General features: G+C 63.3%; 23 protein-coding genes and 3 tRNA genes. 24 read left to right on the plus strand and 2 right to left on the minus strand.

Annotated elements, in window-relative coordinates:
* The 7 genes from HU748_RS25610 (at nucleotide 1) to HU748_RS25640 (ending at nucleotide 3,855) form a co-directional block, all read left to right on the plus strand.
* Nucleotides 1-76: transfer RNA gene (locus HU748_RS25610), tRNA-Ala, on the plus strand.
* A 42-nt stretch (nucleotides 77-118) separates the two neighbouring features.
* Nucleotides 119-194, plus strand: a tRNA-Glu gene (locus HU748_RS25615).
* Nucleotides 195-360: 166 nt separating this feature from the next.
* Nucleotides 361-900 (plus strand): TetR/AcrR family transcriptional regulator, encoded by a 540-nt coding sequence (locus HU748_RS25620; RefSeq protein ID WP_186666791.1) that lies wholly within the window; start codon nucleotides 361-363, stop codon nucleotides 898-900.
* Between the two features lie 25 nt (nucleotides 901-925).
* The gene (locus tag HU748_RS25625; RefSeq protein ID WP_186666790.1) at nucleotides 926-1,759 is read left to right on the plus strand and encodes an alpha/beta fold hydrolase; all 834 of its coding nucleotides are present in this window, start codon (nucleotides 926-928) and stop codon (nucleotides 1,757-1,759) included.
* 43 nt (nucleotides 1,760-1,802) lie between these two features.
* Nucleotides 1,803-2,237 (plus strand): thioesterase family protein, encoded by a 435-nt coding sequence (locus HU748_RS25630; RefSeq protein WP_186666789.1) that lies wholly within the window; start codon nucleotides 1,803-1,805, stop codon nucleotides 2,235-2,237.
* Between the two features lie 51 nt (nucleotides 2,238-2,288).
* Nucleotides 2,289-3,269 (plus strand): tRNA-dihydrouridine synthase, encoded by a 981-nt coding sequence (locus HU748_RS25635; protein WP_186722450.1) that lies wholly within the window; start codon nucleotides 2,289-2,291, stop codon nucleotides 3,267-3,269.
* Between the two features lie 142 nt (nucleotides 3,270-3,411).
* Nucleotides 3,412-3,855, plus strand: coding sequence for an Hsp20 family protein (locus HU748_RS25640; protein ID WP_186666787.1), 444 nt, complete (start codon nucleotides 3,412-3,414; stop codon nucleotides 3,853-3,855).
* 81 nt (nucleotides 3,856-3,936) lie between these two features.
* Here the strand turns inward: HU748_RS25640 and HU748_RS25645 are convergent, their stop codons facing one another.
* Nucleotides 3,937-7,233 carry a PAS domain S-box protein gene (locus HU748_RS25645; protein WP_186722452.1) on the minus strand — a complete coding sequence of 1,099 codons (3,297 nt, stop codon included), beginning with the start codon at nucleotides 7,231-7,233 and terminating at the stop codon, nucleotides 3,937-3,939.
* 61 nt (nucleotides 7,234-7,294) lie between these two features.
* Complete coding sequence (locus tag HU748_RS25650) at nucleotides 7,295-8,173, minus strand: LysR family transcriptional regulator (protein WP_186666785.1); 879 nt, start codon at nucleotides 8,171-8,173, stop codon at nucleotides 7,295-7,297.
* 131 nt (nucleotides 8,174-8,304) lie between these two features.
* Between HU748_RS25650 and leuC the strand changes: the two genes are divergently transcribed.
* From leuC to HU748_RS25735, 17 genes are all read left to right on the plus strand, one after another.
* On the plus strand, nucleotides 8,305-9,738 hold the full coding sequence (leuC, locus tag HU748_RS25655; protein ID WP_125930420.1) for a 3-isopropylmalate dehydratase large subunit: 1,434 nt from the start codon (nucleotides 8,305-8,307) through the stop codon (nucleotides 9,736-9,738).
* Nucleotides 9,735-10,379, plus strand: coding sequence for a 3-isopropylmalate dehydratase small subunit (leuD, locus tag HU748_RS25660; RefSeq protein ID WP_186666784.1), 645 nt, complete (start codon nucleotides 9,735-9,737; stop codon nucleotides 10,377-10,379). The genes leuC and leuD overlap by 4 nt, the downstream gene beginning before the upstream one ends.
* A gap of 142 nt (nucleotides 10,380-10,521) precedes the next feature.
* Complete coding sequence (locus HU748_RS25665; RefSeq protein ID WP_186666783.1) at nucleotides 10,522-11,286, plus strand: class I SAM-dependent methyltransferase; 765 nt, start codon at nucleotides 10,522-10,524, stop codon at nucleotides 11,284-11,286.
* Nucleotides 11,287-11,338: 52 nt separating this feature from the next.
* Entirely contained in the window at nucleotides 11,339-12,421 is a 1,083-nt protein-coding gene (leuB, locus tag HU748_RS25670; protein WP_186722453.1) for a 3-isopropylmalate dehydrogenase, read from the plus strand.
* 64 nt (nucleotides 12,422-12,485) lie between these two features.
* A complete protein-coding gene (asd, locus tag HU748_RS25675; RefSeq protein ID WP_186666781.1) occupies nucleotides 12,486-13,598 on the plus strand; it encodes an aspartate-semialdehyde dehydrogenase in 1,113 nt (370 codons plus the stop codon).
* Between the two features lie 108 nt (nucleotides 13,599-13,706).
* A complete protein-coding gene (locus HU748_RS25680) occupies nucleotides 13,707-14,711 on the plus strand; it encodes an aspartate-semialdehyde dehydrogenase (RefSeq protein ID WP_186722455.1) in 1,005 nt (334 codons plus the stop codon).
* Nucleotides 14,712-14,783: 72 nt separating this feature from the next.
* Entirely contained in the window at nucleotides 14,784-17,444 is a 2,661-nt protein-coding gene (locus HU748_RS25685; protein ID WP_186722456.1) for a FimV/HubP family polar landmark protein, read from the plus strand.
* 101 nt (nucleotides 17,445-17,545) lie between these two features.
* Nucleotides 17,546-18,394 (plus strand): tRNA pseudouridine(38-40) synthase TruA, encoded by an 849-nt coding sequence (truA, locus tag HU748_RS25690; RefSeq protein ID WP_346655486.1) that lies wholly within the window; start codon nucleotides 17,546-17,548, stop codon nucleotides 18,392-18,394.
* 60 nt (nucleotides 18,395-18,454) lie between these two features.
* A complete protein-coding gene (locus HU748_RS25695) occupies nucleotides 18,455-19,075 on the plus strand; it encodes a phosphoribosylanthranilate isomerase (RefSeq protein ID WP_186666778.1) in 621 nt (206 codons plus the stop codon).
* Nucleotides 19,076-19,326: 251 nt separating this feature from the next.
* A complete protein-coding gene (accD, locus tag HU748_RS25700) occupies nucleotides 19,327-20,220 on the plus strand; it encodes an acetyl-CoA carboxylase, carboxyltransferase subunit beta (RefSeq protein ID WP_054893105.1) in 894 nt (297 codons plus the stop codon).
* A complete protein-coding gene (gene folC / locus HU748_RS25705) occupies nucleotides 20,220-21,527 on the plus strand; it encodes a bifunctional tetrahydrofolate synthase/dihydrofolate synthase (protein WP_186707927.1) in 1,308 nt (435 codons plus the stop codon). Before accD ends, folC begins: the two co-directional genes overlap by 1 nt.
* A complete protein-coding gene (locus HU748_RS25710; RefSeq protein WP_186722458.1) occupies nucleotides 21,511-22,188 on the plus strand; it encodes an SPOR domain-containing protein in 678 nt (225 codons plus the stop codon). Before folC ends, HU748_RS25710 begins: the two co-directional genes overlap by 17 nt.
* Before the next feature lie 196 nt (nucleotides 22,189-22,384).
* Nucleotides 22,385-22,939 carry a CvpA family protein gene (locus HU748_RS25715; RefSeq protein WP_186666775.1) on the plus strand — a complete coding sequence of 185 codons (555 nt, stop codon included), beginning with the start codon at nucleotides 22,385-22,387 and terminating at the stop codon, nucleotides 22,937-22,939.
* 42 nt (nucleotides 22,940-22,981) lie between these two features.
* On the plus strand, nucleotides 22,982-24,487 hold the full coding sequence (purF, locus tag HU748_RS25720) for an amidophosphoribosyltransferase (protein WP_186666774.1): 1,506 nt from the start codon (nucleotides 22,982-22,984) through the stop codon (nucleotides 24,485-24,487).
* Nucleotides 24,488-24,512: 25 nt separating this feature from the next.
* Entirely contained in the window at nucleotides 24,513-25,724 is a 1,212-nt protein-coding gene (locus HU748_RS25725) for an O-succinylhomoserine sulfhydrylase (RefSeq protein WP_186722459.1), read from the plus strand.
* Nucleotides 25,721-26,494, plus strand: a complete 774-nt coding sequence (locus HU748_RS25730) for an SDR family oxidoreductase (protein WP_186722460.1) — start codon at nucleotides 25,721-25,723, stop codon at nucleotides 26,492-26,494. The genes HU748_RS25725 and HU748_RS25730 overlap by 4 nt, the downstream gene beginning before the upstream one ends.
* Before the next feature lie 167 nt (nucleotides 26,495-26,661).
* Nucleotides 26,662-26,737 (plus strand) — tRNA-Val (locus HU748_RS25735).

Here is a 26,737-nt window from a genome sequence, read left to right on the forward strand (position 1 = left end):
GGGGCTATAGCTCAGCTGGGAGAGCGCCTGCATGGCATGCAGGAGGTCAGCGGTTCGATCCCGCTTAGCTCCACCAATCTGCCACCATTCGTGAAAATGAATCGGTGCGAAGGTTTACGTCCCCTTCGTCTAGTGGCCTAGGACACCGCCCTTTCACGGCGGTAACAGGGGTTCGAGTCCCCTAGGGGACGCCACTTTTACCCGTGTTTTACGGGACTTCAAAGGCTCATTCGATTATTGAATGGGCCTTTTGTTTTTCTACCTCCTTCATCTTCCAAGTGCCCGATCAGCGGTACGCGATTTCGCTTGCCATAAAATATTACATGCGTAATATTTCGATCATCATATTTGGGGGTGCCCATGAACGATAAAAAGACCAGGACCCGCGAGCGTATTCTCGATGCTGCCTGTAGCGCCCTGATCCAGCAGGGGCCAGCCGACCCCAGCGTAGGCCAGGTAATGGCTGCGGCAGGCCTCACTGTCGGAGGTTTCTACGCCCATTTCGACAGCAAGGATGAGTTGATGCTGGCGGCATTCGACCAGTTGCTCGGTGAGCGACGGGCCTTGCTCTCGCAAGTCGACCCCAGCCTGTCTGGCGCCGAGCGTCGTGCGCTGGCAGCGGCTTTCTATCTGTCGCGCAAGCACCGTGATGCCCATGAGCACGCCTGTCCCTTGCCTAATTCGCTGGGTGAGATGCAGCGTTTGCCCGAAGCCTTTCGCGAGAAGCTGGCTGAACACCTCGAGCTGATGACGGCGCAGATGGTCGATCGTCCCGAGGATATCGACAAGGCATTCGCCGACCTCGCCCTGATGGTCGGCGGCCTGGCCCTGGCCCGAGCCTTGGGCGCTTCCGAGCTTTCCGACCGTATTCTGCGCGCCGCCAAGTCGGCGGTTATCTGAGCAACCTCAACTCTGGAGCAAGGCGATGACTACCCTGAGCTGGATTCGCAGCGTCAACGGCACCCTTGGCCATCTGGCCCCCGAGCATGTCGCCGGGCGCATGCGTCGCGCCTTCATGACGCCGCGCAACCTGCCTGCGCGGCAATGGGAACTGCCGTTATTGGCATCTGCCGAGCGGATCACCCTGCGCTTCGGTCTTTCGGCGTTGCGCTGGGGCAAGGGGCCGACGGTGCTCCTGATGCACGGCTGGGAGGGGCGGCCCACTCAGTTCGCCGCGCTGATCGAAGCTCTGGTGCAGGCAGGGCATACGGTCGTGTCCCTCGAGGGGCCGGCCCATGGCCGTTCGCCGGGGCAGCAGGCGCATGTGGTGCTGTTCGCCCGGGCACTGCTTGAGGCCGCGGCGGAGCTGCCGCCTTTACGGGCGGTGATCGGTCATTCGATGGGCGGCGCCAGCGTCATGTTGGCGTTGCAGTGGGGATTGCGTGCCGAGTCGGCGGTGAGCATTGCTGCACCTGCCCAATTGCTCGGGGTGTTGCGCGGTTTTGCCCGGCGCCTGGGGATGCCTGGGCGGGCGCGTGCAGCCTTCATTCGCCAGGTCGAGCGCGACGTAGGCGTGCAGATCGATCGGCTGGATGTCAGTGGCTACCAGCTCGAGTTGCCTGGGCTGGTCGTTCATGCGGCTGACGATGCGCTGGTTGCGGCCAGTGAGGCTCAGGTCATTCACAAGGCCTGGTTCGACAGTCGCCTGTTGCTGCTGGAGGAGGGTGGGCATCAACGGGTGCTGGCTGATCCGCGTCTGACCCAGGCTGTGCTCGAGTTGCTGGCACGTACGACCCAACCGGCACGGCAAAGCGCCTGAGCATCCGTTACACTCTGCCCGTTCACTGACTACAGGAGCGGGCATGAGCTGGGATCTGGCAGCGCCATTCATCATCGACCTTCGCGTCGGCACCGAGGATATCGACGGCCTCGGTCACGCCAACAACGCGGTCTACGTCACCTGGCTGGAGCGCTGCGCCTGGCGTCATTCACAACGCCTGGGGCTGGACCTTGCCGAGTATCGTCGTCTGGATCGGGCAATGGCCGTGGTCCGCCATGAGATCGATTACCTGGCAGCGGCGTACGAAGACGACGAGCTGCAATTGGCCACCTGGATCATCGACTGGGATCAGCGCCTGCGCATGACCCGTCGTTTCCAGCTCAAGCGCCCGAGTGACGGGGTCACCCTGTTGCGCGCGCAAACCACCTTTGCCTGTATCGAGCTGTCCAGCGGCAAGCCCAGACGCATGCCGGCCGAGTTTCTCGAAGGCTATGGTCCGGCGCTGATCGGCGCCTGATCGACGGCCATTTTTTGCTAGACTGCCGCCTTTTCTCGTCGAGACCCTGAAATGCAAATTGCCCTGGCCCCCATGGAGGGGCTGGTCGACAACATCCTGCGCGACGTGCTGACCCGCGTCGGTGGTATCGACTGGTGTGTCACCGAGTTCATCCGTGTCTGTGATCGCTTGCTGCCACCTTCGTCGTTCGACAAGTTGGCACCCGAGTTGCGCAACGGTGCGCGCACGGCTGCCGGCACGCCGATGCGTGTGCAGTTGCTGGGCTCCGATCCGCTGTGCCTGGCGGACAACGCCGCCCTGGCCTGTGAACTCGGGGCACCGATAATCGACCTTAACTTCGGCTGCCCGGCCAAGACCGTGAACAAGTCTCGCGGGGGCGCTGTGCTGCTCAAGGAGCCCGAGCTGCTGCATGCCATCGTTCGTGAGGTTCGACGGGCGGTGCCGGCGCAGATCCCGGTGACGGCGAAGATGCGTCTGGGCTTCGACAGTCCGGATGGTGCGCTGGAGTGTGGCATCGCGCTGGCCGAGGGTGGGTCGCAGCACCTGGTGGTGCATGCGCGAACCAAGGTAGAGGGTTACAAGCCGCCGGCTCACTGGGAGTGGGTGGCGCGGGTGCAGGACGTGGTCAAGGTGCCGGTCTTTGCCAATGGCGAGATCTGGACCGTCGATGATTGGCGACGCTGCCGCGAAGTCAGCGGCGCCGAAAACATCATGCTCGGGCGCGGGCTGGTGTCGCGGCCGGATCTGGGCTTGCAGATCGCCGCTGCCCGCGAGGGGCGGGACTACCAGCCGATGGTATGGAGCGATCTGTTACCGCTGCTGCGCGAGTTCTGGCGCCAGGCGCAGGCCAAATTGTCGCCACGCTATGCGCCCGGGCGGATGAAGCAGTGGTTGGCGATGTTGACCCGCAGCTACCCGGAGGCTGTACTGTTGTTCGCCGAGTTGCGGCGCGAGGATGACTGCGCACGCATCAGCCGGCTGTTGGGTGTCGAGCCAGTGAAAACAGCCTCTTTCACCGAGTGCGTCGCCTGATGGGCAGCTGCATCGTGCGGGGTGGGCAGATTTTTTCATGAGAGCCCTTGAAAGTCCGTTGCCTGACCTTATCTCTTGAGTACGCGATGCCGAAGTCGGGTCGCGTAGTGACTTACTTGCTGAATCTCAGGAGTTTATGACCATGACTACCGCTTTCTCCCTCGCACCACTGTTCCGCCATTCCGTAGGTTTCGATCGTTTCAATGACCTGTTCGAATCCGCGGCACGTAATGAGGCCGGTAGCAGCTACCCGCCCTACAACGTCGAAAAGCATGGCGATGACCACTATCGCATCGTGGTTGCTGCAGCCGGCTTCCAGGAGCAGGATCTCGACCTTCAGGTCGAAAAAGGCGTCCTGACCGTTACCGGTGGCAAGCGCGAAAATGGCGCTGCCGAAGTCACCTATCTGCATCAGGGTATCGCCCAGCGTGCTTTCAAGCTGTCGTTCCGCCTGGCGGATCACATCGAAGTAAAAGCCGCCGGTCTGGCTAACGGCCTGCTCAGCATCGACCTGCTGCGCGTCGTGCCGGAAGAAGCCAAGGCCAAGCGTATTCCGATCAATGGTGAAAAGGCTGCACTGAATTGAATGCAGTGAAGTGAATGGAAGGGCACCCTAGGGTGCCCTTTCGCATTTCTGTGACACCGCCCTCCTGTGGGGCGTGCGCTATCAATAGTCTGCAGGGGTTTCCTGCAAGATCTGGCGAAACTCCGGCAAGGGTAGCGGCCGGCTGTGCAGGTAGCCCTGGTACAGGTAGCAGCCCTGGCGCTCGAGAAACTCCAGTTGCTCTGTCAGTTCGACACCTTCTGCGATCACCGCCAGTTCCAGGCTGCGCGCCATGGCCACGATGGCGCGAACGATCTCGGCATCATTGGGGTCGTTGGGCGCGTCACGCACGAAGGTCTGGTCGATCTTCAGCGCATCCACCGGCAGGCGCTTGAGGTAGGTCAGCGACGAATAGCCCGTGCCGAAATCATCCATGGCGAAGCTCACCCCGTAGCGTTTGAGTTCGCGCATCTTGTTGATGGTGTCTTCCAGGTTCTGGATGACGATGCCCTCGGTGATCTCCAGTTTGAGCATGCGCCTGGGCAGGCGATAGTCGTCGAGGCTGCGTAGTACCCGCTCGACGAAATCATTCTGGCGGAATTGCCTGGGGCTGATATTCACGCAGAGGCTGAAATCGTCGGCACTGATCAGCCCATCCTCAAGCATGCGCGCGCAGGCGTCGCAGGCTTCGTCGAGGATCCAGCTGCCCACCTCGAGTATCAGGCCGCTTTCCTCGAGTACCTGGATGAACTGTGAGGGCGCTTGCTGGCCAAGTTGCGGATGGTGCCAGCGCAAGAGCACTTCGGCGCCGACGATGCGGTTGTCGCGGGCGTCCACCTGGGGCTGGAAGTGCAGGGCCAGTTCGCCACGCGCCAGTGCCAGGCGCAGGTCGTTTTCCATGCGCAGGCGCTCGCTGGCCGCTTTCTGCATGGTGGTGTGGAACAGCTGGGTGGTATTGCGCCCGGAATCCTTGGCCCGGTAAAGGGCGATGTCTGCACGCTTGAGCAAGTCGGCCGGGGTGGCGCCATGGTCGGGAATCAGTGCCACGCCGATGCTGGGCGTCACCTGCAGGCGCTGGCCATCCAGCGACATGGGTTCGGCCAGCAGCTCGCGCAGGGTGTCGGCCAACTCGCGAACCTTGCCCTCGACGTGCTCGCGACTTCCCTCGAGACCGCTGAGCAGGACCACGAATTCGTCGCCGCCCAGGCGTGCCACGGTGTCTTCCAGGCGTACGCTGGCTTCGAGGCGGGCAGTGATGATCTTCAATACCGTGTCGCCGACGGGGTGGCCCAGGGAGTCGTTGATGTGCTTGAAGTGGTCCAGGTCGAGGAACAGCAGGGCGCCGCGCAAGTTGTGACGCTTGAGCAGGGCGATCTGCTGGCTGAGCCGGTCCATCAGCAGGGCACGGTTGGGCAGGTTGGTCAGCGGATCGTGGTAGGCCAGGTGACGGATCTGCGCCTGTGCGTTCTTCAACTGGCTGACATCGCGGGCGGTCAGCAGCAGGCAGTCGGTTTCATTGAGGCTGATCGGCTCGACGGACACCTCGACGGTCAGGATGTCTCCGCGCTTGTTGCGCCCGAGCATTTCCCGGTGGTGTACACGGCCACGCTCCCCGAGTTCGGCAAGCAAGGCAGCTCGTTGCTTGTCGTCGGCCCAGATGCCCAGTTCGAAAACGGTACGGCCCACCACCTCGCTGCTGCTGTATCCGGTCAGGCGGCAGAAGCCGTCGTTGACCTCGACATAGCGGCCACTGTGCCGTTCGGTGATGGTGATGGCGTCGGGGCTCGAGTGGAAGGCTTTGGCGAACTTCTCCTCGCTGGCCTTGAGTGCCGCTTCGGCGCGCTGTTGCTGGGTGATGTCACGTAGCGTGGTGACGCTGCAGGGTTGGCTGTCTACCGTGATCAGACGGCTGGAGATCACGCAGGTGAGCGGTGAGCCATTGCGGTGGTTGACCACGACCGCGACATTGCTCAAGGCCTGCTCGCGGATCACCCGTTCGATACGCTGGGCGCGCTCGGACGACTCGGCCCACAGGCCGATCTGCTCGGCGCTGCGCCCGATGACCTGTTCGGCCTCCCAGCCGAAGGTCTGGGTGAAGGCTGGATTGATCTCGATGAACTGGCCCGTATCCTGGTGAGTGACGCAGATCGGGTCGGGGCTGACCTGGAACAGGCTGGCGAACTTCTCTTCCGAGGCGCTCAGGCGTTGCTCGCGCTCGACCTGGTCGGTGATGTCCAGCAAGGTGCCGGCCATGCGCAGTGGGTTGCCATCTTCGTCGCGATAAAGCCGCGCACGGCTTTCGATATAGCGCGATGCGCCGTTCTCCAGCTGGACGCGATAGGTGATCTGGTAGTTGCCGGCCGGCCCTTCGCGCAGGCTACGGTAGGCTTGACGCATGACGCTGCGTTCTTCCTCGGGCACGCCTTCGAAGAAGGCGTCGAAGGACTCATGGAAGGGCACCGGGTCAAGGCCGTGCAGTTGCGCGGCGCGCGCGGAGCCATAGAGCATGCCGCTGGGAATGTGCCAGTCCCAGGTACCCAACTGCGCCGAGTCCAGGGCCAGGTCCAGGCGCTCCTGGCTGTCCTTGAGTGCCTGTTCGGCCCGCTTGCGCTCGGTGGTGTCGACAAAGGTGCTGATCAGGTAGGTGATGCCTTCGAGCTCGATACCCTGGGTGCAGAGGATGCCATCGTGGATGTTGCCGCTGGTGGCGCGGAACTGGACTTCCATGATCACCGGGCTACCACTGCTGCGGGTGGCCTCCAGTACTTGCTGTCGCTGCTCGGGGTGAACCCAGAGGCCGAGTTCCACGCTGGTCTTGCCGACGACCTGGGCGCCGGGCCAGCCGAACATGTCCTCGAAGTGCTGGTTGACCTCGAAGATCATGCCATCGTTGCGGCGGGTCAGCAGGATGGCATTGGGGCTGAGGTGGAAGAGGGTGGCAAAACGCTTTTCCGAGTTGATCAATGCGGTTTCGCGATCACGCTGGCGAGTGATCTCGCGGATCACCCCGATCATCTGCGGACGGCCATGGCGATCATGGGTGAGGCTGCCATTGATTTCCAGCCAGTGCAGGCTGCCGTCCGGCCAGCGGATGCGATGACGCATGGCCTGCTCCACGGGCTCGCCATTGACCACGGCGTGGAACAACTGGCGGGTGCGGGTGCGATCTTCCTCCGGCAACAGGTCCAGGTAGTCGATGTCCGCGGGTAGCGGGCGCAAGGGGTCGAAACCGAACAACGCCTGCGTGCCTCGCGACCAACTCACCCGGCCGGTTTCGATATCCCACAGCCAGGCGCCCAGGCGTGCGCCATTCAGCGCCGCCAGCAATTGCGGAGCATTCTGCCAGGCCTGCTCGGACTCCTGGGGGTCGACCGCAGGAATGCGCGGCAGGCGCGGAAAGCGGTTTGCTGATTTGGGCATCGGTACCAGACCTTTGGCGGATGAAGCGTCCTTGTAAGTGAAATGCCTGGCTGATGGACGGTCAGGCGGACCCTGAGTGGCTGTCGAGCAATGCCATGAACGCCTTTGCCGCATTCGACAGCGTTCGTTCCGTATGCAAAATGTAGCCTAGCTGGCGCGACAGCTGTATGCCGGGCAAGGCGATGGGTGCAACCTGTTCATCGAGCATAGTACGTGGCAGCACGCTCCACGCGAGACCGATGGAAACCATCATCTTGATGGTCTCCAGGTAGTTGGTGCTCATGGCGATGTTCGGCGTCAGGCCCTGACTCTCGAACAAGCGCTGCACAATGTGATGGGTAAAGGTGTTGCCGCCGGGGAACACGGCGGGGTGGCGGGCGATATCGGCCAAGCTGACATCTCCATCAAGGGCCAGGGCGTGCTCCGGGGCCGCTACGAAATCCAGGGCGTCATCCCATACTGGAACGGCCCGGACCAGGTGATGGGGCTCGGGGGCCAGGGTGATCACTGCGATTTCCGCCCGGCCATGGAGAACTTCGTCGTAGGCCGTTTCTGAATCTAGGAACTGAATATCCAGTGCCACGGAAGGGTACTGTCGGGTGAAAGCCCTCAGCAGCGGGGGCAGGCGGTGCAGGCCGATATGATGGCTGGTGGCCAGGGTCAGGCGCCCGGTAACTTCTCCTGTCAAATTGGTCAGGGCGCGGCGCGTATCATCCAGTACATTGAGGATCTGATAGGCGCGAGGCAGCAGAGCTCGGCCGGCTTCGGTCAAGGTGACCTCACGGCCCAGGCGATCGAACAGGCGTACATCCAGTTGCTGCTCCAGGCCGGCGATGCGTTTGCTGACGGCAGGCTGGGTCAGGTGGAGGCGCTCACCGGCGCCGGAAAAACTTCCGGTTTCGGCGATGGCGATGAAGGCGCTGAGGTTGGCGAGATCCATGCGCTCGAATTCCTATTGGTTATCCAAAGTATAAAAATTATGAATTTGAGTTATTCAATCTAACCCCATAGCATCGTCCGTACAAGCCAAGGGGTTATTGGCATAGAAAGACGCTGATGAGGAACAGTCTGATGGCTGGCAAAACGCTCTACGACAAACTCTGGGATGCGCACGAAGTCAAACGGCGCGACGATGGCTCGTCCTTGATCTATATCGATCGTCACATCATCCATGAAGTGACTTCGCCGCAAGCTTTCGAAGGCCTGCGCCTGGCCAATCGTAAGCCATGGCGCATCGACGCCAACATCGCCACGCCCGACCACAACGTGCCGACCACGCCAGAGCGCAAGGGCGGTATCGAGGCCATCGTCGACCAAGTGTCGCGCCTGCAGGTGCAGACCCTGGACGAGAACTGTGACGAATACGGCATCGTCGAATTCAAGATGAACGACGAGCGCCAGGGCATCGTCCACGTCATCAGCCCGGAGCAGGGCGCCACCTTGCCGGGCATGACCGTAGTCTGCGGTGACTCGCACACCTCGACCCACGGCGCCTTCGGGGCCTTGGCCCATGGCATCGGCACCTCCGAGGTCGAGCACGTGCTCGCCACCCAGTGCCTGGTTGCCAAGAAGATGAAGAACATGCTGGTACGCGTCGAAGGCCAGTTGCCGGTCGGCGTCACCGCGAAGGATATCGTGCTTGCCGTCATCGGCAAGATCGGTACTGCCGGTGGCAATGGCCACGCCATGGAGTTCGCCGGCAGCGCCATCCGCGAGCTGTCGATGGAAGGCCGCATGACCATCTGCAACATGTCCATCGAAGCCGGGGCCCGTGTCGGGCTGGTGGCTACCGATGCGACCACCGTTGCCTATGTCGAAGGCCGTCCGTATGCGCCCAAGGGCGAGGACTGGAAACGTGCCGTCGAAGCCTGGAAAGACCTGGTCTCCGACGATGATGCCGTGTTCGACACCGTGGTCGAACTCGACGCTGCACAGATCAAGCCGCAGGTCAGCTGGGGCACTTCCCCGGAAATGGTGCTCGCCGTCGACCAGCGCGTGCCGGATCCGGCCGCCGAGGCCGATCTGATCAAGCGTGGTTCGATCGAGCGCGCGCTCAAGTACATGGGCCTCACTGCCAACCAGGCGATCACTGATATCCAGCTGGACCGCGTGTTCATCGGCTCCTGCACCAACTCGCGGATCGAAGACCTGCGCGCTGCGGCGGACATCGCCAAGGGCCGCAAGGTTGCCGCTACCGTCAAGCAGGCCATCGTCGTGCCGGGCTCGGGTCTGGTCAAGGCCCAGGCCGAGCGTGAGGGCTTGGACAAGATCTTCCTCGAGGCGGGCTTCGAGTGGCGTGAACCAGGTTGCTCCATGTGCCTGGCGATGAACCCGGACCGCCTGGAAAGCGGCGAGCATTGCGCCTCGACGTCCAATCGCAACTTCGAAGGCCGTCAGGGTGCCGGTGGTCGTACCCACCTGGTCAGCCCGGCCATGGCCGCCGCCGCTGCGGTAACTGGCCATTTCATCGATGTCCGCGAGTTGATCCAAGGGAGCGCAGCATGAAAGCCTTTACCCAGCACACCGGCCTCGTCGCGCCGTTGGATCGTGCCAACGTCGACACCGACCAGATCATCCCCAAGCAGTTTCTCAAGTCGATCAAGCGTACCGGCTTCGGCCCCAACCTGTTCGACGAGTGGCGCTACCTGGACGTGGGCCAGCCCTACCAGGACAACAGCAAGCGCCCGGTGAACAAGGAGTTCGTGCTCAACCACGAACGCTACCAGGGTGCCAGCGTGTTGCTGGCGCGGGAGAACTTCGGTTGCGGCTCCAGCCGCGAGCACGCACCTTGGGCGCTGGACGAGTACGGTTTCCGCAGCATCATTGCGCCGAGCTTTGCCGACATCTTCTTCAATAACAGCTTCAAGAACGGCCTGCTGCCGATCATCCTCAGCGATGAGGAAGTGGATGAGTTGTTCAAGCAGGTCGAAGCCAACCCGGGCTACCAGCTGACCATCGACTTGCAGGCGCAGGCTGTCACCCGTCCAGATGGCAAGGTGCTGCACTTCGAGATCGATGCGTTCCGCAAGCACTGCCTGCTCAACGGCCTGGACGACATCGGTCTGACCTTGCAGGACAGCGACGCGATCAAGGCCTTCGAAGGCAAGCACCGCGCCGCGCAGCCCTGGCTGTTCCGGGATGCTTGAAGCAGGTAGGTGACAGTACCGGCCTCTTCGCGGGCAAGCCCGCTCCTACAGATATCACAAGGCCTGAGGCAATGCTGTATTAGTGGGAGCGGCTTGCCCGCGAAGAGGCCGGTACAGGCAATAAAACCAAAAGGATTCAATCATGACGGGTACCAGCCACACCGAAGTAGTCCAGCGCCAGTTCGGCGAGCAGGCGAGCGCCTACCTCAGCAGCACCGTGCATGCCCAGGGCAGCGAGTTCGCCCTGCTGCAGGCCGAGCTGCAAGGGCAGGGCGCTGCTCGCGTGCTGGACCTGGGCTGTGGCGCCGGTCATGTCAGTTTTCACGTGGCCCCACTGGTGGCCGAAGTGGTGGCATACGATCTTTCCCAGTCGATGCTTGACGTGGTTGCCAAGGCCGCCAGCGAGCGTGGGCTGGGCAATATCGTCACCGAGCGCGGCGCCGCCGAGCGTCTGCCGTTCGCCGACGCATCGTTCGACTTCGTCTTCAGCCGCTATTCGGCACATCACTGGAGCGACCTGGGCCTGGCCCTGCGTGAAGTGCGACGGGTGCTCAAGCCCGGTGGCGTGGCGGCATTCGTCGATGTCATGTCGCCGGGCAGCCCGTTGCTCGACACCTACCTGCAAAGCGTCGAGGTGCTGCGCGACACCAGCCACGTGCGTGATTATTCTGCCGCCCAGTGGCAGCGCCAGGTCAGTGAGGCAGGGCTGTTCACGCGCAGCCATAGCCGTCAGCGCCTGCGTCTGGAGTTCGCATCCTGGGTGGAGCGCATGCGTACCCCAGAACCGATGCGTGTGGCCATTCGCCAGTTGCAGCAGGCGATGGGCGAGGAAGTGCGGCAGTATTACCAGATCGAAGCCGATGGCTCCTTCAGCACCGATGTCCTGGTGCTGTGGGCCGAGCGATAGAGTTTTCGGCGTGGCTGAACGGGCCGCGCTGTTTGAATGAATAGAGGAAAGCATGAGCAAGCAGATTCTGATTCTCCCAGGTGATGGCATCGGTCCGGAAATCATGGCCGAGGCGGTCAAGGTGCTGGAACTGGCCAACGACAAGTTCGGCCTGGGCTTCGCCCTGGAGCACGACGTGATCGGTGGTGCTGCCATCGACAAGCACGGCGTACCGCTGGCTGACGAAACCCTGGAGCGCGCGCGCAGGGCCGATGCCGTGCTGCTCGGCGCCGTCGGCGGGCCGAAGTGGGACAAGATCGAGCGTGATATCCGTCCTGAGCGCGGTCTGCTGAAGATTCGTTCGCAACTGGGCCTGTTTGCCAACCTGCGTCCGGCGATCCTCTATCCGCAACTGGCTGACGCTTCGTCGCTCAAGCCCGAGATCGTCTCCGGGCTGGACATCCTCATCGTCCGCGAACTGACCGGTGGCATCTACTTCGGTGCTCCGCGCGGCCAGCGCGAACTCGAAGGCGGCGAGCGCCAGGCCTATGACACCCTGCCCTACAGCGAGAGTGAAGTGCGCCGCATCGCCCGCGTGGGCTTCGACATGGCTCGCGTGCGCGGCAAGAAACTGTGCTCGGTGGACAAGGCCAACGTCCTGGCTTCCAGCCAGCTGTGGCGTGAAGTGGTCGAAGACGTGGCCAAGGACTACCCGGACGTCGAACTGAGCCACATGTATGTCGACAACGCCGCGATGCAGCTGGTGCGAGCACCCAAGCAGTTCGACGTGGTGGTGACCGACAACATGTTCGGTGACATTCTGTCGGATGAGGCTTCCATGCTGACCGGTTCCATCGGCATGCTGCCTTCTGCTTCGCTGGATGCCGACAACAAGGGCATGTACGAGCCATGCCACGGCTCGGCGCCTGACATCGCAGGCCAGGGCATCGCCAACCCGCTGGCGACCATCCTCTCGGTGTCGATGATGCTGCGTTACAGCTTCAACCAGCAGGCCGCTGCCGAGGCGATCGAGCAGGCTGTGAGCCGGGTGCTGGATCAGGGGCTGCGTACCGGCGACATCTGGTCGGCCGGTTGCACCAAGGTCGGTACGCAGGAAATGGGCGACGCAGTAGTCGCAGCGCTGCGGAATCTGTAATCTCTCTGGCCCGCCATCGTTTCCCTTCGATGGCGGCCCACTTTTTAGCAAAGGTGTAGTTGCGATGAAACGTGTAGGTCTGATCGGTTGGCGCGGTATGGTCGGTTCCGTGCTCATGCAGCGGATGCTGGAGGAGCAGGACTTCGACCTTATCGAGCCGGTGTTCTTCACCACCTCCAACGTGGGTGGCCAAGGCCCGAACGTGGGCAAGGATATTGCTCCGCTCAAGGACGCTTATTCGATCGAAGAGCTCAAGACCCTCGACGTGATCCTGACTTGCCAGGGCGGCGACTACACCAACGAGGTCTTCCCCAAGCTGCGCGAAGCCGGCTGGCAGGGGTACTGGATCGACGCCGCCTCGTCCCTGCGCATGCAGGATGATGCGGTCATCATCCTCGACCCGGTCAACCGCAGGGTCATCGACCAGCAGCTGGACGCTGGCACCAAGAACTACATCGGCGGCAACTGCACCGTCAGCCTGATGCTGATGGGCCTGGGCGGGCTGTTCGAAGCCGGCCTGGTCGAGTGGATGAGCGCCATGACTTACCAGGCGGCCTCCGGTGCTGGTGCGCAGAACATGCGCGAGCTGATCAAGCAGATGGGGGCGACCCATGCCGCGGTGGCCGACGATCTGGCCAACCCGGCCAGCGCGATCCTCGACATCGATCGCAAGGTTGCCGAAGCCATGCGCAGCGAAGCCTACCCGACCGAGAACTTCGGCGTGCCGCTGGCCGGCAGCCTGATCCCGTGGATCGACAAGGAACTGCCAAACGGGCAGAGCCGTGAGGAGTGGAAGGCGCAGGCCGAGACCAACAAGATCCTCGGCCGCTTCAAGAGCCCGATTCCGGTCGATGGCATCTGCGTACGTATCGGCGCCATGCGCTGCCACAGCCAGGCCCTGACCATCAAGCTCAACAAGGACGTGCCGATCGCCGATATCGAAGGCATGATCAGCCAGCACAACCCCTGGGTGAAGCTGGTGCCGAACCAGCGCGAGATCAGCATGCAGGAACTGAGTCCGACCAACGTGACCGGTACCCTGAACATTCCGGTCGGTCGTCTGCGCAAGCTGAACATGGGTTCCCAGTACCTGGGGGCCTTCACTGTCGGCGACCAACTGCTGTGGGGCGCTGCCGAGCCGCTGCGTCGCATGTTGCGGATTCTGCTGGAGCGTTGATCGCCTCAAGCTGAGCGAAAACCCGTGCTGGAGACAGCGCGGGTTTTTTGTTTGTGCGGCAATCAAGTAAAGTGCCGCTCCCGCCGTACCCGCAGAAGGAGCCAAACCATGAGCCAACCCCTAGATATCGCCGTTGTCGGCGCCACCGGCAGCGTCGGTGAGACCCTCGTGCAGATTCTCGAGGAGCTGGAGTTCCCGGTCGCGACCCTGCACCTGCTGGCCAGCATGGAGTCGGCGGGCAGCAGTGTGATGTTCGCCGGCAAGAAGGTGCGAGTGCGTGAGGTGGACAGCTTCGACTTCGCCCAGGTCAAGCTGGCGTTCTTCGCAGCAGGTGCTGCCGTCAGCCGCAGTTTTGCGCAGAAGGCACGCGAGGCCGGCTGCTCGGTGATCGATCTGTCGGGCGGGCTGGATGACGCGCTGGCGCTGGTGCCGGAGGCCAATGGCGAGGTCGTGGACAGCCTTGCATTGCCAGCCTTGCTGGCCAGCCCAAGCAGCGCCGCTGTTGCTCTGGCTGTCGCGTTGGCACCGCTCAAGGGGTTGCTGGATATCGAGCGGGTCCAGGTGATGGCCTGCCTGGCCATCTCGTCCCAGGGGCGCGAGGCGGTGAACGAGCTGGCGCGGCAGACGGCCGAGCTGCTCAACGCCCGCCCGTTGGAGCCGCGTTTCTTCGATCGCCAGGTGGCGTTCAACCTGCTGGCGCAGGTGGGTGCCACCGATGAGCAGGGGCATGCAACGCTGGAGCGTCGCCTGGTCAGCGAACTGCGCGTGCTGCTGGGGCTGCCTGAACTGAAGATTTCCGTGAGTTGCGTTCAAGTCCCGGTGTTTTTCGGCGATAGCTTCAGTGTGGCGGTGCAGAGCCGTCAGCCGGTCGATCTGCAGTCGGTCAACCAGGCGCTGGATGCCGCTGTCAGCGTCGAGCGTGTGGAAAATGACGATTATCCGACCCCTGTCGGTGACGCAGTGGGCCAAGACGTGGTCTATGTTGGTCGTGTACGCCATGGCGTCGATGAGGATCAGCAACTCAACTTGTGGCTGACCACCGACAACGTGCGCAAGGGTGCGGCGCTCAACGCCGTACAATTGGCGCAATTGTTGATAAAAAAAATGGCGTAAAAGATACTGGCCAGCAATTTTGTCCTACACCACTGGCAGGTTTTTAGGACGATTCATACAAGGGAAGAGGTCATGCTTCGAATTCGCAAACTGGTTCTGGCCATCGCGGCCGCCTCGGCGCTGTCGTCCGGCATGGCCAATGCCCTTGGCCTGGGGGAGTTGACCCTCAAGTCGGCGCAGAACCAGCCGCTGGATGCCGAGATCGAGTTGCTCGATGTGCGCGACCTCACCGCCGCCGAAGTGGCGCCGAGCCTGGCCCCTCCCGAGGAGTTCGCCAAGGCTGGGGTGACGCTGCCCGCCTATCTGGAAGACCTGACGTTCACGCCGGTGATCAACCCCAACGGTCGCAGCGTGTTGCGCGTGACATCCAGCAAGCCGCTGCCGGAGCCGGTGGTCAAGTTCCTGGTTCAGGTGATGTGGCCCCAAGGGCGGCTGTTGCGTGACTACAACGTGGCGCTCGACAAGCCGCAACAGGCCAACGCCAAGCCTGCCCAGGGCACCATCAGCCCGGCGGTGAGCGCCGCCAGCTACACCACGCGCCAGCGCGACACGCTCTGGCAGATCGCTGCGCGCAACACCCACGGCGGTTCGATCCAGCAGACCATGCTGGCGATCCAGGCCCTGAATCCCGATGCCTTCATCGGCAACAACATCAACCAGCTCAAGACCGGTCAGGTGCTGCGTCTTCCTGACCAGCAGCAGATCCGCAGCATCGCCCAGGGCGAGGCGATCCGCGAGGTTTCCGAGCAGTACGCGGCCTGGCGCGAAGGTCGGCGCCTGGGGCCGCGTGCGCGGCAGTTGGACGCTACCCGTCGAGGTGCCGCCGAAGCCGCGCCTGCACGTATCGCCCAGGGCGATAACCTGCGGCTGGTTGCGCCCGGCACCCAGGCGGGTGCCGGTAGTGCCAAGGCCCTCAGCGACAAGCTGGCCGTGGCCCAGGAAAGCCTGGATACCAGCCGCCGCGACAACGAAGAACTCAAGAGCCGGATGACCGACCTGCAGAGCCAGCTGGACAAGCTGCAGCGTCTGATCGAACTGAAGAACGACCAATTGGCGCGTCTCGAGGCGCAAGGTGCCGCCGAGCCGGCAGCACCTGTAGCCGCGACGCCGCCGGTCGAGCCGGTGGTCAACGCCCAGCTGGCGCCTGGCGAACCTGCGGTCACGCCACCGCCCGCAGCGGCGGATACTGCGCCGCAAGCAGCGGCGGCGCCAGAGCAGCAACCGAGCGTACTCGACGAACTGCTGGGCAATCCGCTGCTGCTGGCGCTGTTGGCGGGCTCGGCCTTCCTCGTGTTGCTGCTCCTGTTGCTGCTTCTGGCGCGCAAGCGCAAGGCCCAGCAGGAAGCAGAGAAGCACCTGCGCATGGCGCGGGCCCTGGCCGAGGAAGGTGAGCGCGGTCCGGATCTGGACCTGCCGCCCAGCAGTTTCGATGGGCTGGATGTCTCGGCGCCGAGCGTGACCTTGGCGCCTGCCGTGGTGGCGGCCTCTGCTGCAGCCGCGGCTGCGGCGGAAAAACCAGTCGTTGCCAGCGCTCCGGCTGATGCCGATCCGCACGCGGCGCTGTTGGCCGAGGTCGACGAGAGTGTCGCCAAGGGGCGCTTGAACCACGCCGCGACTCTGCTGGAGCCGGTGGTGGCTGCTGAGCCGCAGCGCAGCGACCTGCGCCTGAAACTGATGGAAGTCTACGCCCGCCAAGGTGATCAGGACGCGTTCGCCGGCCAGGAGCGTCAGTTGCCCGGTACACCTGAGAACCAGGGCGAAGTCGAGGGGCTCAAGCAGCGTTATCCGGCCATGCTCGGTGTTGCAGCGGTGGCAGGGCTCGGCGCGGCTGCGCTGGCGGCGGAGATGGACGAGCAGTATGTGCAGGAGCTGCTTCAGGAGCACGAGGCTGCACCTGCCGCAGAGCCCGAGCCGGTTGTCGACGAAGCGGTAGCGGTGGCGCCCGAGCCTGAGCCTGAGCTGGACAGCGTGCCGGACCTCGACGACGTGACCGCCACCGCCACGGACGATCTGGACAGCGCGTTCGACCTGAGTCTGGACGATGACCTGACGCTCGACGACCCGCTCGATGCCCCGGTGCTGGATGCACCTGAGGCGACGCAAGCGCTCGAGGTCGTGGCTGAGCCGGCGATTCAGCCCGAGCCGGTCGCCGCGAGTGATGCCGACGACGATTTCGAAGCGTTGCTGGCGCAGGCTCAGGCGCAATCCGAGCCACAAAGCCTGGATGATCTGGCGGACTTCGATCTGGATGTCGGTGAGTCTGCGGTAGCCGCGCCGCCTGCTGCCGAGCCGGAGGCGCCCGTGGATGTCGCTGCCGAGCTGGCTGCCTTCGACGAGATTCCGGAATTCGACCCGATTTCCGAGCTCGAGCTGCCGGACGACTTCGACCTGTCGTTGTCGCTGGATGACGAATCGCCGGCCGACAAGCACTTCGCCTCGGAGCTCAGTGACGTCAACGCCGAGCTCGACAAGTTGTCGCAGAGCCTGGCATCGCCGTCGCTGGAGCCGCACTTCACTGCCGAGGATGCGGCGCTCGAGCCTGGAGCCCTGGATGACCTGGACTTCGACTTCTTCTCCGGCACCGACGAAGTGGCCACCAAGCTCGACCTGGCTCGCGCCTACATCGACATGGGCGATCACCAGGGCGCCCGGGATATCCTCGACGAGGTGGTCAAGGATGGCGACGACGGTCAGCGCCAGGAGGCGCAGGACATGCTGTCGCGTCTGGTCTGACGCGTAGCTGACCCCGATCGGACAACGGCAGCCCTGAGGGCTGCCGTTGTCGTTATAATGGCCGCCTTTTCGTTTCATCCACAGGTTTGGCTTTCTTGGACATCAACGACATCGACACGGCCGAATCGGCGGCTGAAGGGTACTCGCGCATCGCCCTGGGCGTGGAATACAAAGGTTCGCGCTACCGCGGCTGGCAACGCCAGGCCAGCGGCGTGCCCAGTGTCCAGCAGGCGCTGGAGCAGGCATTGTCGAAGGTCGCTGACTCGCCGATCAGTGTCATGTGCGCCGGGCGCACCGACGCAGGCGTTCACGGCTGCGGTCAGGTGGTGCACTTCGATACCCGTGCAGTGCGTGACGAGCGTGCCTGGACCCTGGGCACCAACTTCAACCTGCCCCATGACATCAGCGTGGTCTGGGCGCGGACGATGCCTGCGCACTTCCATGCGCGGTTCAAGGCCACCGCCCGGCGTTACCGCTACGTCATCTACAACGATCCGATCCGTCCGGCGCACCTGGCCGAAGAGGTGACCTGGAATCACCGCCCGCTGGATGTCGCGGCGATGGCCGAGGCCGCCGAATACTTGCTCGGCACCCATGACTTCAGCGCGTTCAGGGCCAGCCAGTGCCAGGCCAAGTCGCCGATCAAGCATATCCACCACCTGCGTGTTACCCGCCATGGTCGGATGATCGTGCTCGATGTACGTGCCACGGCCTTCCTGCATCACATGGTGCGCAATATCGCTGGTGTGCTCATGACCATCGGTGCTGGCGAGCGCCCTGTGGAGTGGGCCCGTGCGGTGCTCGAGGGGCGCAACCGTCGGGAGGGGGGCGTGACGGCGCACCCTTACGGCCTGTACCTGGTGCAGGTGGAGTATCCGGAAGAGTTCGCCCTGCCGCAGCGTTACATCGGCCCACACTTTCTTACAGGCTACGAGGCGTTGGCAGACTGACGGGCGAAACGTCATTTGCTAACATCCGGCCCTTCACCGATCACTCAAGGTTCGTCGTCCATGAGCAACGTCCGCACCAAGATCTGCGGGATTACCCGCATCGAAGATGCGCTGGCCGCCGTCGAGGCCGGTGCCGATGCCATTGGCTTCGTCTTCTATGCCAAGAGCCCGCGCGCGGTGGATGTGCGCCAGGCGCGGGCGATCATCGAGCAGTTGCCGCCCTTCGTGACCACGGTGGGGCTGTTCGTCAACGCGTCACGCTGTGAGCTGAACGAGATCCTCGAGGTGGTTCCACTGGACCTGCTACAGTTCCACGGCGACGAAACCCCCGCTGATTGCGGAGGCTATCATCGCCCGTGGATCAAGGCCCTGCGAGTGCGCCCCGGGGATGATATCGAGGCTGCCTGCCAGCAGTACTCCGGCGCCCGTGGCATTCTCCTGGACACCTACGTGGCCGGCGTGCCGGGGGGGACTGGCGAAGCCTTCGATTGGTCGCTGGTGCCGAAGCGCCTGAGCAAGCCGATCATCCTCGCGGGCGGGTTGTCGGCGGACAACGTCGGCCAGGCCATTGCCCAGGTTCGACCCTATGCGGTGGACGTCAGTGGCGGCGTCGAGCAGGCCAAGGGCATCAAGGATGCCAGCAAGATCGAAGCCTTCATGCGCGCGGTCCGCGCGGCGTGACGGTGGATGTGACGGTTGGCGGCGTGCCATCGTCCATAGCTATCGCAGCCCGGTGCTGCCCGGCTGGCCCGTGGGGCTGGTCATCAGAACACGCGACGCCAGGGGCGTCGGCGTACAGGTTGAAGGTGGAGTGGTGCGCGGGTGGTCCCCGTGACCGGTCCATCGTCGTTTCGAACACGAATTTGAGCTCAAGGGTCGGGGCAGGGCAGGCGACAGCAAGCCCGCCAGCGGCCAAAACGGGAGAATAGAGCATGAGCAACTGGTTGGTAGACAAACTGATCCCTTCGATCATGCGTTCCGAGGTGAAGAAGAGCTCGGTGCCGGAAGGCCTGTGGCACAAGTGCCCGGCTTGCGAAGCCGTGCTGTATCGTCCGGAGCTGGAAAAAACACTCGACGTCTGCCCCAAGTGCAACCATCACATGCGTATCGGCGCCCGTGAGCGTATCGACATCTTCCTCGATGTCGAAGGCCGCGCCGAGCTCGGTGCCGACCTGGAACCGGTCGATCGCCTGAAGTTCCGTGATGGCAAGAAGTACAAGGATCGCCTGACCGCTGCCCAGAAGCAGACTGGCGAGAAGGACGCGCTGGTCTCGGTCAGCGGTACCCTCATGGGCATGCCGATCGTGGTCAGCGCCTTCGAGTTCTCCTTCATGGGGGGTTCGATGGGTGCCATCGTCGGCGAGCGCTTCGTGCGCGCAGCCAACTACGCCCTGGAAAACCGTTGCCCGATGATCTGTTTCTCCGCCTCCGGCGGTGCGCGCATGCAGGAAGCGCTGATCTCGCTGATGCAGATGGCCAAGACCTCGGCGGTGCTGGCGCGCCTGCGTGAAGAGGGCATCCCGTTCATCTCGGTGCTGACCGACCCGGTCTATGGTGGTGTATCCGCCAGCCTCGCGATGCTGGGCGATGTCATCGTTGGCGAACCGAAGGCGTTGATCGGCTTTGCCGGCCCGCGTGTGATCGAGCAGACCGTGCGCGAAAAACTGCCAGAGGGCTTCCAGCGCAGCGAGTTCCTGCTGGAGCACGGCGCCATCGACCTGATCATCTCCCGTCATGAGCTGCGTCCACGCCTGGCCCGCCTGTTGGCCCAGATGACCGGCCAACCGACCCCCGAGCAGGCGAAAGAAGCGGCCGTCGTCGCGTGATGAGCCAGCGTACTCTGGGCGAGTGGCTCGCATACCTCGAGCAGTTGCACCCTTCGGCCATCGACATGGGCCTGGAGCGTTCGCAGCAGGTGCTGGCGCGCCTCGCGCTCGGTCGGCTGGCGCCGCGGGTGGTGACGGTTACCGGCACCAACGGCAAGGGCTCGACCTGCGCGTTCGTCGCCTCGCTGCTGCGTGCCCAGGGGCTGAAGGTCGGCGTGTACAGCTCGCCGCACCTGTTGCGTTACAACGAAAGGGTGCTGATCGATGGCGTCGAAGCCAGCGATGAGCGACTGTGCGAAGCCTTCGCCGCCGTCGAGGCGGTGCGGGGCGAGATTTCCCTTACCTACTTCGAGATGGGTACGTTGGCGGCGTTCTGGCTGTTCCAGCAGTCGCAGCTCGATGCCGTGGTGCTCGAAGTGGGCCTTGGTGGCCGTCTGGACACCGTGAACGTGGTGGATGCCGACCTGGCGCTGGTGACCAGCATCGGTGTCGACCATGTCGATTACCTGGGTGATACCCGCGAACTGGTGGCCTTCGAGAAGGCTGGCATCTTCCGTGCGGGCAAGCCGGCGCTGTGCGGCGACCTGGACCCACCGCAGCCGCTGCTGGACAAGGCCGCCGAACTGGCTGCGCCGCTGTTCCTGCGTGGGCGTGAGTTCGACCTTGGCAGCGCTGAAGGCCGCTGGAGCTGGCGTGGTACTGCGACCGATGGTCAGTCGGTGGAACTGCATGACCTGCCGCTGCTCGACCTGCCCATGGAAAACGCTGCCCTGGCACTGCAGGCCTATCTGCTGATGGGTTTGCCGTGGCAGGCAGCGCAAGTTCGCCAGGCATTGCTCGATACCCGCATTACCGGTCGCCTGGACCGTCGCCAGTTGACCTGGCAGGGCAAGGCGGTGGAGCTGCTGCTGGATGTCGGGCACAACCCGCATGCCGCCGAGTACCTGGCTCGCCGCCTGGCTGCACGCCCGCTGAAGGGGCGTCGCCTGGCGGTTTTCGGCCTGCTCGCAGACAAGGATCTGGAAGGCGTGATCGCGCCATTGCAGGGCCTGGTCGACGACTGGGCGGTAACCCCTCTGGACACCCCGCGCAGCCGCACCGCTGCCGAACTGGCCACCGCCTTGACGAACGAAGGTGCTACGGTGAAGTCTTATGCCAGTGTCGCCGCAGCCCTCGAAGGGCAGTGTGCACAGGCAACGGCGGATGACCAGATCCTGCTGTTCGGTTCGTTTTTCTGCGTCGGCCAAGCCTTGGAATGGCTCGAGCGGCAGGCCCCGGAGGATGGAGTAGATGGCAGTGCTGGATAAAGGGATGAAGCAGCGCATGGTCGGTGCGCTGGTGCTGGTGGCGCTGGCGGTGATCTTCCTGCCGATGCTGTTCACCCGCGAGGACGAGATGCGCCAGGTGCGTGTCGAGGCGCCCCAGGCGCCGGCCATGCCAAGCCTGCCTGAGGTCAAGGTGGAGCCTGTGCAGGTGCCGGAGCCCCAGGCGCTGCCCGATCCCTCGGAGCAAGCGCCGGTGGTGGTCGATGAGTCCACTGCGCCGGTCAGCGCGCCAAGCCAGCCGATCACTCCGTCGCCTTCGCAGGTCGCCCAGGTGCCGGTGGTCAAGCCGCCAGCGCCTGCCGCTAAAGTTGAAACGCGCCCGGTGCAGCCTGCCACTCCGGCACCTGCTGCCACCGCCAGTGCAAGCAAGCCGGCGGCAGCGTCGAAGATCGACGCCAACGGTCTGCCGGTAAGTTGGTCGATCCAACTGGCCAGCCTGTCCAACCGCGCTGGGGCCGATAACCTGCAGAAGACCCTGCGCAGTCAGGGCTACAACGCCTACATCCGTTCGGCTGACGGCATGAATCGGGTGTTCGTCGGTCCGCTGATCGACCGCGCTGAAGCCGAGCGTGTGCGTGATGTGATCAACCGCCAGCAGAATCTCAAGGGTATCGTGGTTCGTTTCCAGCCGGAACGAGGCTGAATCCGGACGGCCCTGCCCGATCTGCACATTGATGCAGGTCGGGCAGGGCCGTTTTTCGTTCGGATTCCATCCTTCGCGAATGCGGCAAAGTTGTCCTGGAAGTCAGGCTGCAGGCCTTCAGCGACGTGACATTCCGCTTACCCCAAGCCCTTCGCTCTGTTAAAATGCGCCGCCTCAAACGTCTGCAGGCAGCACCGTGGCATTTACCTGGGTTGATTGGGCGATCATTGCGGTCGTCGCCGTTTCCTCACTGATCAGTCTCAAGCGCGGCTTCGTCAAGGAAGCCTTGTCCTTGCTCATCTGGATCATTGCCGGCGCGGTCGCCTGGATGTTCGGCGGGTCGCTGTCGCAGTACCTGGAGAGCTATATCCAGACACCCTCGGCACGAATCATCGCCGGGTGTACCATTCTTTTCGTCGCCACCCTGTTGGTGGGGGCGATGATCAACTTCCTCGTCGGCGAGCTGATCCGCGTGACCGGGCTGTCCGGCACCGATCGTTTCCTCGGCATGGCGTTCGGCGCCGCGCGCGGGGCCTTGCTGGTGGTGGTGGCCGTCGGGCTGCTCAGCCTGGGCCCGGTACAACAGGATCCGTGGTGGCAGGAATCACGCCTGATACCACAATTTCTATTGGTCGCTGACTGGTCGAAGAACCTGATTCTCGGTTTTGCCGGTCAGTGGATGTCCAGTGGGATCAGCTCTCCAGTTGATCTTCCGTTCAAGGAACAGCTGCTCGGTCCATCCCGGCCCTGAGCGCTTTTCACTCAAGTTTCGTCAAAGTAGGGGTTGCGTCGCATGTGTGGCATCGTCGGTATCGTCGGTAAGTCGAACGTCAATCAGGCGCTGTATGACGCGCTAACGGTCCTCCAGCACCGCGGCCAGGACGCTGCCGGTATCGTTACCAGCCATGACGGCCGGTTGTTCCTGCGCAAGGATAATGGCCTGGTGCGCGACGTCTTCCAGCAGCGCCACATGCAGCGCCTGGTCGGCCACATGGGCATCGGCCATGTGCGCTACCCGACCGCGGGCAGCTCCACCTCGGCCGAGGCCCAGCCGTTCTACGTCAACTCGCCATATGGCATCACCCTTGCGCACAACGGCAACCTGACCAACGTCGAGCAGTTGGCCAAGGAGATCTACGAGTCCGACCTGCGTCACGTCAACACCAATTCCGACTCGGAAGTGCTGCTCAACGTGTTCGCCCATGAGCTGGCTGTACGCGGCAAGCTGCAGCCAACCGAGGAAGACGTGTTCGCGGCGGTCTCTCACGTGCACAGCCGCTGCGTCGGTGGCTATGCGGTGGTGGCGATGATCACCGGCTACGGCATCGTCGGCTTCCGCGATCCCAACGGGATTCGCCCGGTGGTGTTCGGCCAGCGCCACACCGACGAAGGCGTCGAGTACATGATCGCCTCCGAAAGCGTTGCCCTGGACGTCCTCGGTTTCACCCTGATCCGTGACCTGGCGCCGGGTGAAGCGGTATACATCACCGAAGAAGGGCAGATGTACACCAAGCAGTGTGCCAACAACCCGAAACTGCAACCCTGCATCTTCGAGCATGTTTACCTGGCCCGTCCTGACTCGATCATGGATGGTGTCTCGGTGTACAAGGCGCGTCTGCGCATGGGTGAGAAGCTGGCCGAGAAGATCCGCCGCGAGCGCCCCGAGCACGACATCGACGTGGTCATCCCGATCCCGGACACCAGCCGCACCGCGGCCCTGGAACTGGCCAACCACCTGGGTGTGAAGTTCCGCGAAGGCTTCGTCAAGAACCGCTACATCGGCCGTACCTTCATCATGCCCGGCCAGGCTGCGCGCAAGAAGTCCGTACGCCAGAAGCTCAACGCCATCGAACTCGAGTTCCGTGGCAAGAACGTGATGCTGGTGGACGACTCGATCGTGCGTGGTACCACCTGCAAGCAGATCATCCAGATGGCCCGTGAGGCAGGCGCGAAGAACGTCTACTTCTGCTCCGCGGCGCCGGCTGTGCGTTACCCCAACGTCTACGGCATCGACATGCCGAGCGCTCACGAGCTGATCGCCCACAACCGTACCACCGAACAGGTGGCCGAGTTGATTGGCGCCGACTGGCTGATTTATCAGGACCTGCCGGACCTGATCGAATCGGTCGGTGGTGGCAAGATCAAGATCGAGCACTTCGATTGCGCGGTGTTCAACGGTGAATACGTCACCGGCGACATCGACGATGCCTATCTGGAACGTATCGAGCAGGCTCGTAACGATGCGGCCAAGGTCAAGACCCAGGCTGTCAGCGCGATCATCGACCTGTACAACAACTGACTTTGGGCTTTTTAGGAGTAACGGCATGACGGATCAATGGGATGCCGGACGGCTGGACAGCGACCTGGAGGGTGTCGGTTTCGACACCCTGGCAGTGCGTGCCGGTCAGCACCGTACGCCTGAGGGCGAGCACAGCGAAGCACTGTTCCTGACCTCCAGCTATGTCTTCCGCACGGCCGCCGATGCGGCTGCGCGGTTTGCTGGCGAAACGCCGGGCAACGTTTATTCGCGCTACACCAACCCGACCGTGCGTGCCTTCGAGGAACGCCTGGCGGCCATGGAAGGCGCAGAGCAGGCCGTGGCGACTTCCACCGGCATGGCGGCGATTCTCGCCGTGGTCATGTCGCTGTGCAGCGCTGGCGATCACGTGCTGGTATCGCAGAGCGTATTCGGCTCGACCATCAGCCTGTTCGAAAAGTATTTCAAGCGCTTCGGCGTGCAGGTGGACTATGTGCCGCTGGTCGATCTCGGCGGTTGGAAGAGCGCCCTCAAGGCCAACACCAAGCTGCTGATCGTCGAGTCGCCGTCCAACCCGCTGGCAGAACTGGTGGATATCGCTGCACTGGCCGAAATCGCCCATGCCGGTGGCGCGATGCTGGTGGTGGACAACTGCTTCAGCACTCCGGCGCTGCAGCAACCACTCAAGCTGGGTGCCGACATCGTCTTCCACTCCGCGACCAAGTTCATTGACGGCCAGGGCCGTTGCATGGGCGGTGTGGTTGCCGGTCGTGCCGAGCAGATGAAGGAAGTGGTGGGCTTTCTGCGTACCGCGGGGCCGACCCTCAGCCCGTTCAATGCCTGGATTTTCACCAAGGGCCTTGAGACCCTCAAGCTGCGCATGCGTGCACACTGCGAGAGCGCGCAGGCCTTGGCTGAGTGGCTGGAGCAGCAGGATGGTGTAGAGAAGGTGCATTACGCCGGCCTGCCAAGCCACCCGCAACACGAACTGGCCAAGCGCCAGATGAGTGGCTTCGGCGCCGTGGTCAGCTTCGAGGTCAAGGGTGGCAAAGAGGGCGCCTGGCGCTTTATCGACGCCACTCGAGTGATTTCGATCACCACGAACCTGGGTGACAGCAAGACCACTATCGCCCATCCGGCGACCACCTCCCACGGTCGTCTGAGCCCGCAGGAGCGTGAGGCAGCCGGCATCCGCGACAGCCTGATTCGCGTTGCGGTGGGGCTTGAGGACGTCGCCGACCTGCAGGCTGACCTGGCGCGTGGGTTGGCAGCGCTGTGATCGACTGGGCAGGCGGCGAGCCAGACCATAACGGTCGGGTGGCCCTGGTGACCGGTGCCGCGCGCGGCATCGGCCTGGGCATCGCCGCCTGGCTGATCTGCGAAGGTTGGCAGGTGGTGTTGAGTGACCTGGATCGCCAACGTGGGTCCAAGGTTGCCAAGACACTGGGCAGCAACGCCTGGTTCATCGCCATGGATGTTTCCGACGAGGCTCAGGTCAGCGCTGGCGTGGCGCAGGTACTGGGCCAGTTCGGGCGTCTGGATGCGCTGGTGTGCAACGCGGCCATTGCCAACCCGCACAACCATACACTCGAAAGCCTGAGCCTCGCGCAATGGAATCGTGTATTGGCGGTCAACCTCAGTGGCGCGATGCTGTTGGCCAAGCACTGTGCGCCTTACCTGCGCGCGCATGGCGGGGCGATCGTCAACCTGGCCTCCACACGTGCACGTCAGTCGGAGCCGGACACCGAGGCCTATGCCGCGAGCAAGGGCGGGCTGCTGGCACTGACTCACGCCCTGGCCATGAGCCTGGGGCCGGAGATCCGGGTCAACGCCGTCAGCCCTGGCTGGGTCGACGCGCGCGATCCGTCCCAGCGCCGCGCTGAACCCCTCACCGAAGCCGACCATGCCCAGCATCCAACGGGCAGGGTAGGGACGGTGGAGGATGTTGCGGCACTGGTGGCCTGGCTGTTGTCGCGTCAGGCTGGATTCGTCACCGGCCAGGAGTTTGTGGTCGATGGCGGCATGAGCCGCAAGATGATCTACAGCTGACGCGTCACTTGCCGCTGTGCAAAGCAAAGGAGCCGACAAGGCTCCTTTTTCGTTCTGGCGCTTTTTCAGGTTTTTGAAAAAAAATTCAACGGGGCTATTGACTTAGCATCGGTACCTGCGTAAATTTCGCGGCCTCAGCGAAGCAAACGCACCAAGCAACATCGCGAGGGTGATTAGCTCAGCCGGGAGAGCATCTGCCTTACAAGCAGAGGGTCGGCGGTTCGATCCCGTCATCACCCACCA

Origin of the sequence: Pseudomonas sp. RW3S2 (assembly GCF_014268955.1) — a bacterium.
GTDB classification, from domain to species: Bacteria; Pseudomonadota; Gammaproteobacteria; order Pseudomonadales; family Pseudomonadaceae; genus Aquipseudomonas; species Aquipseudomonas wayambapalatensis.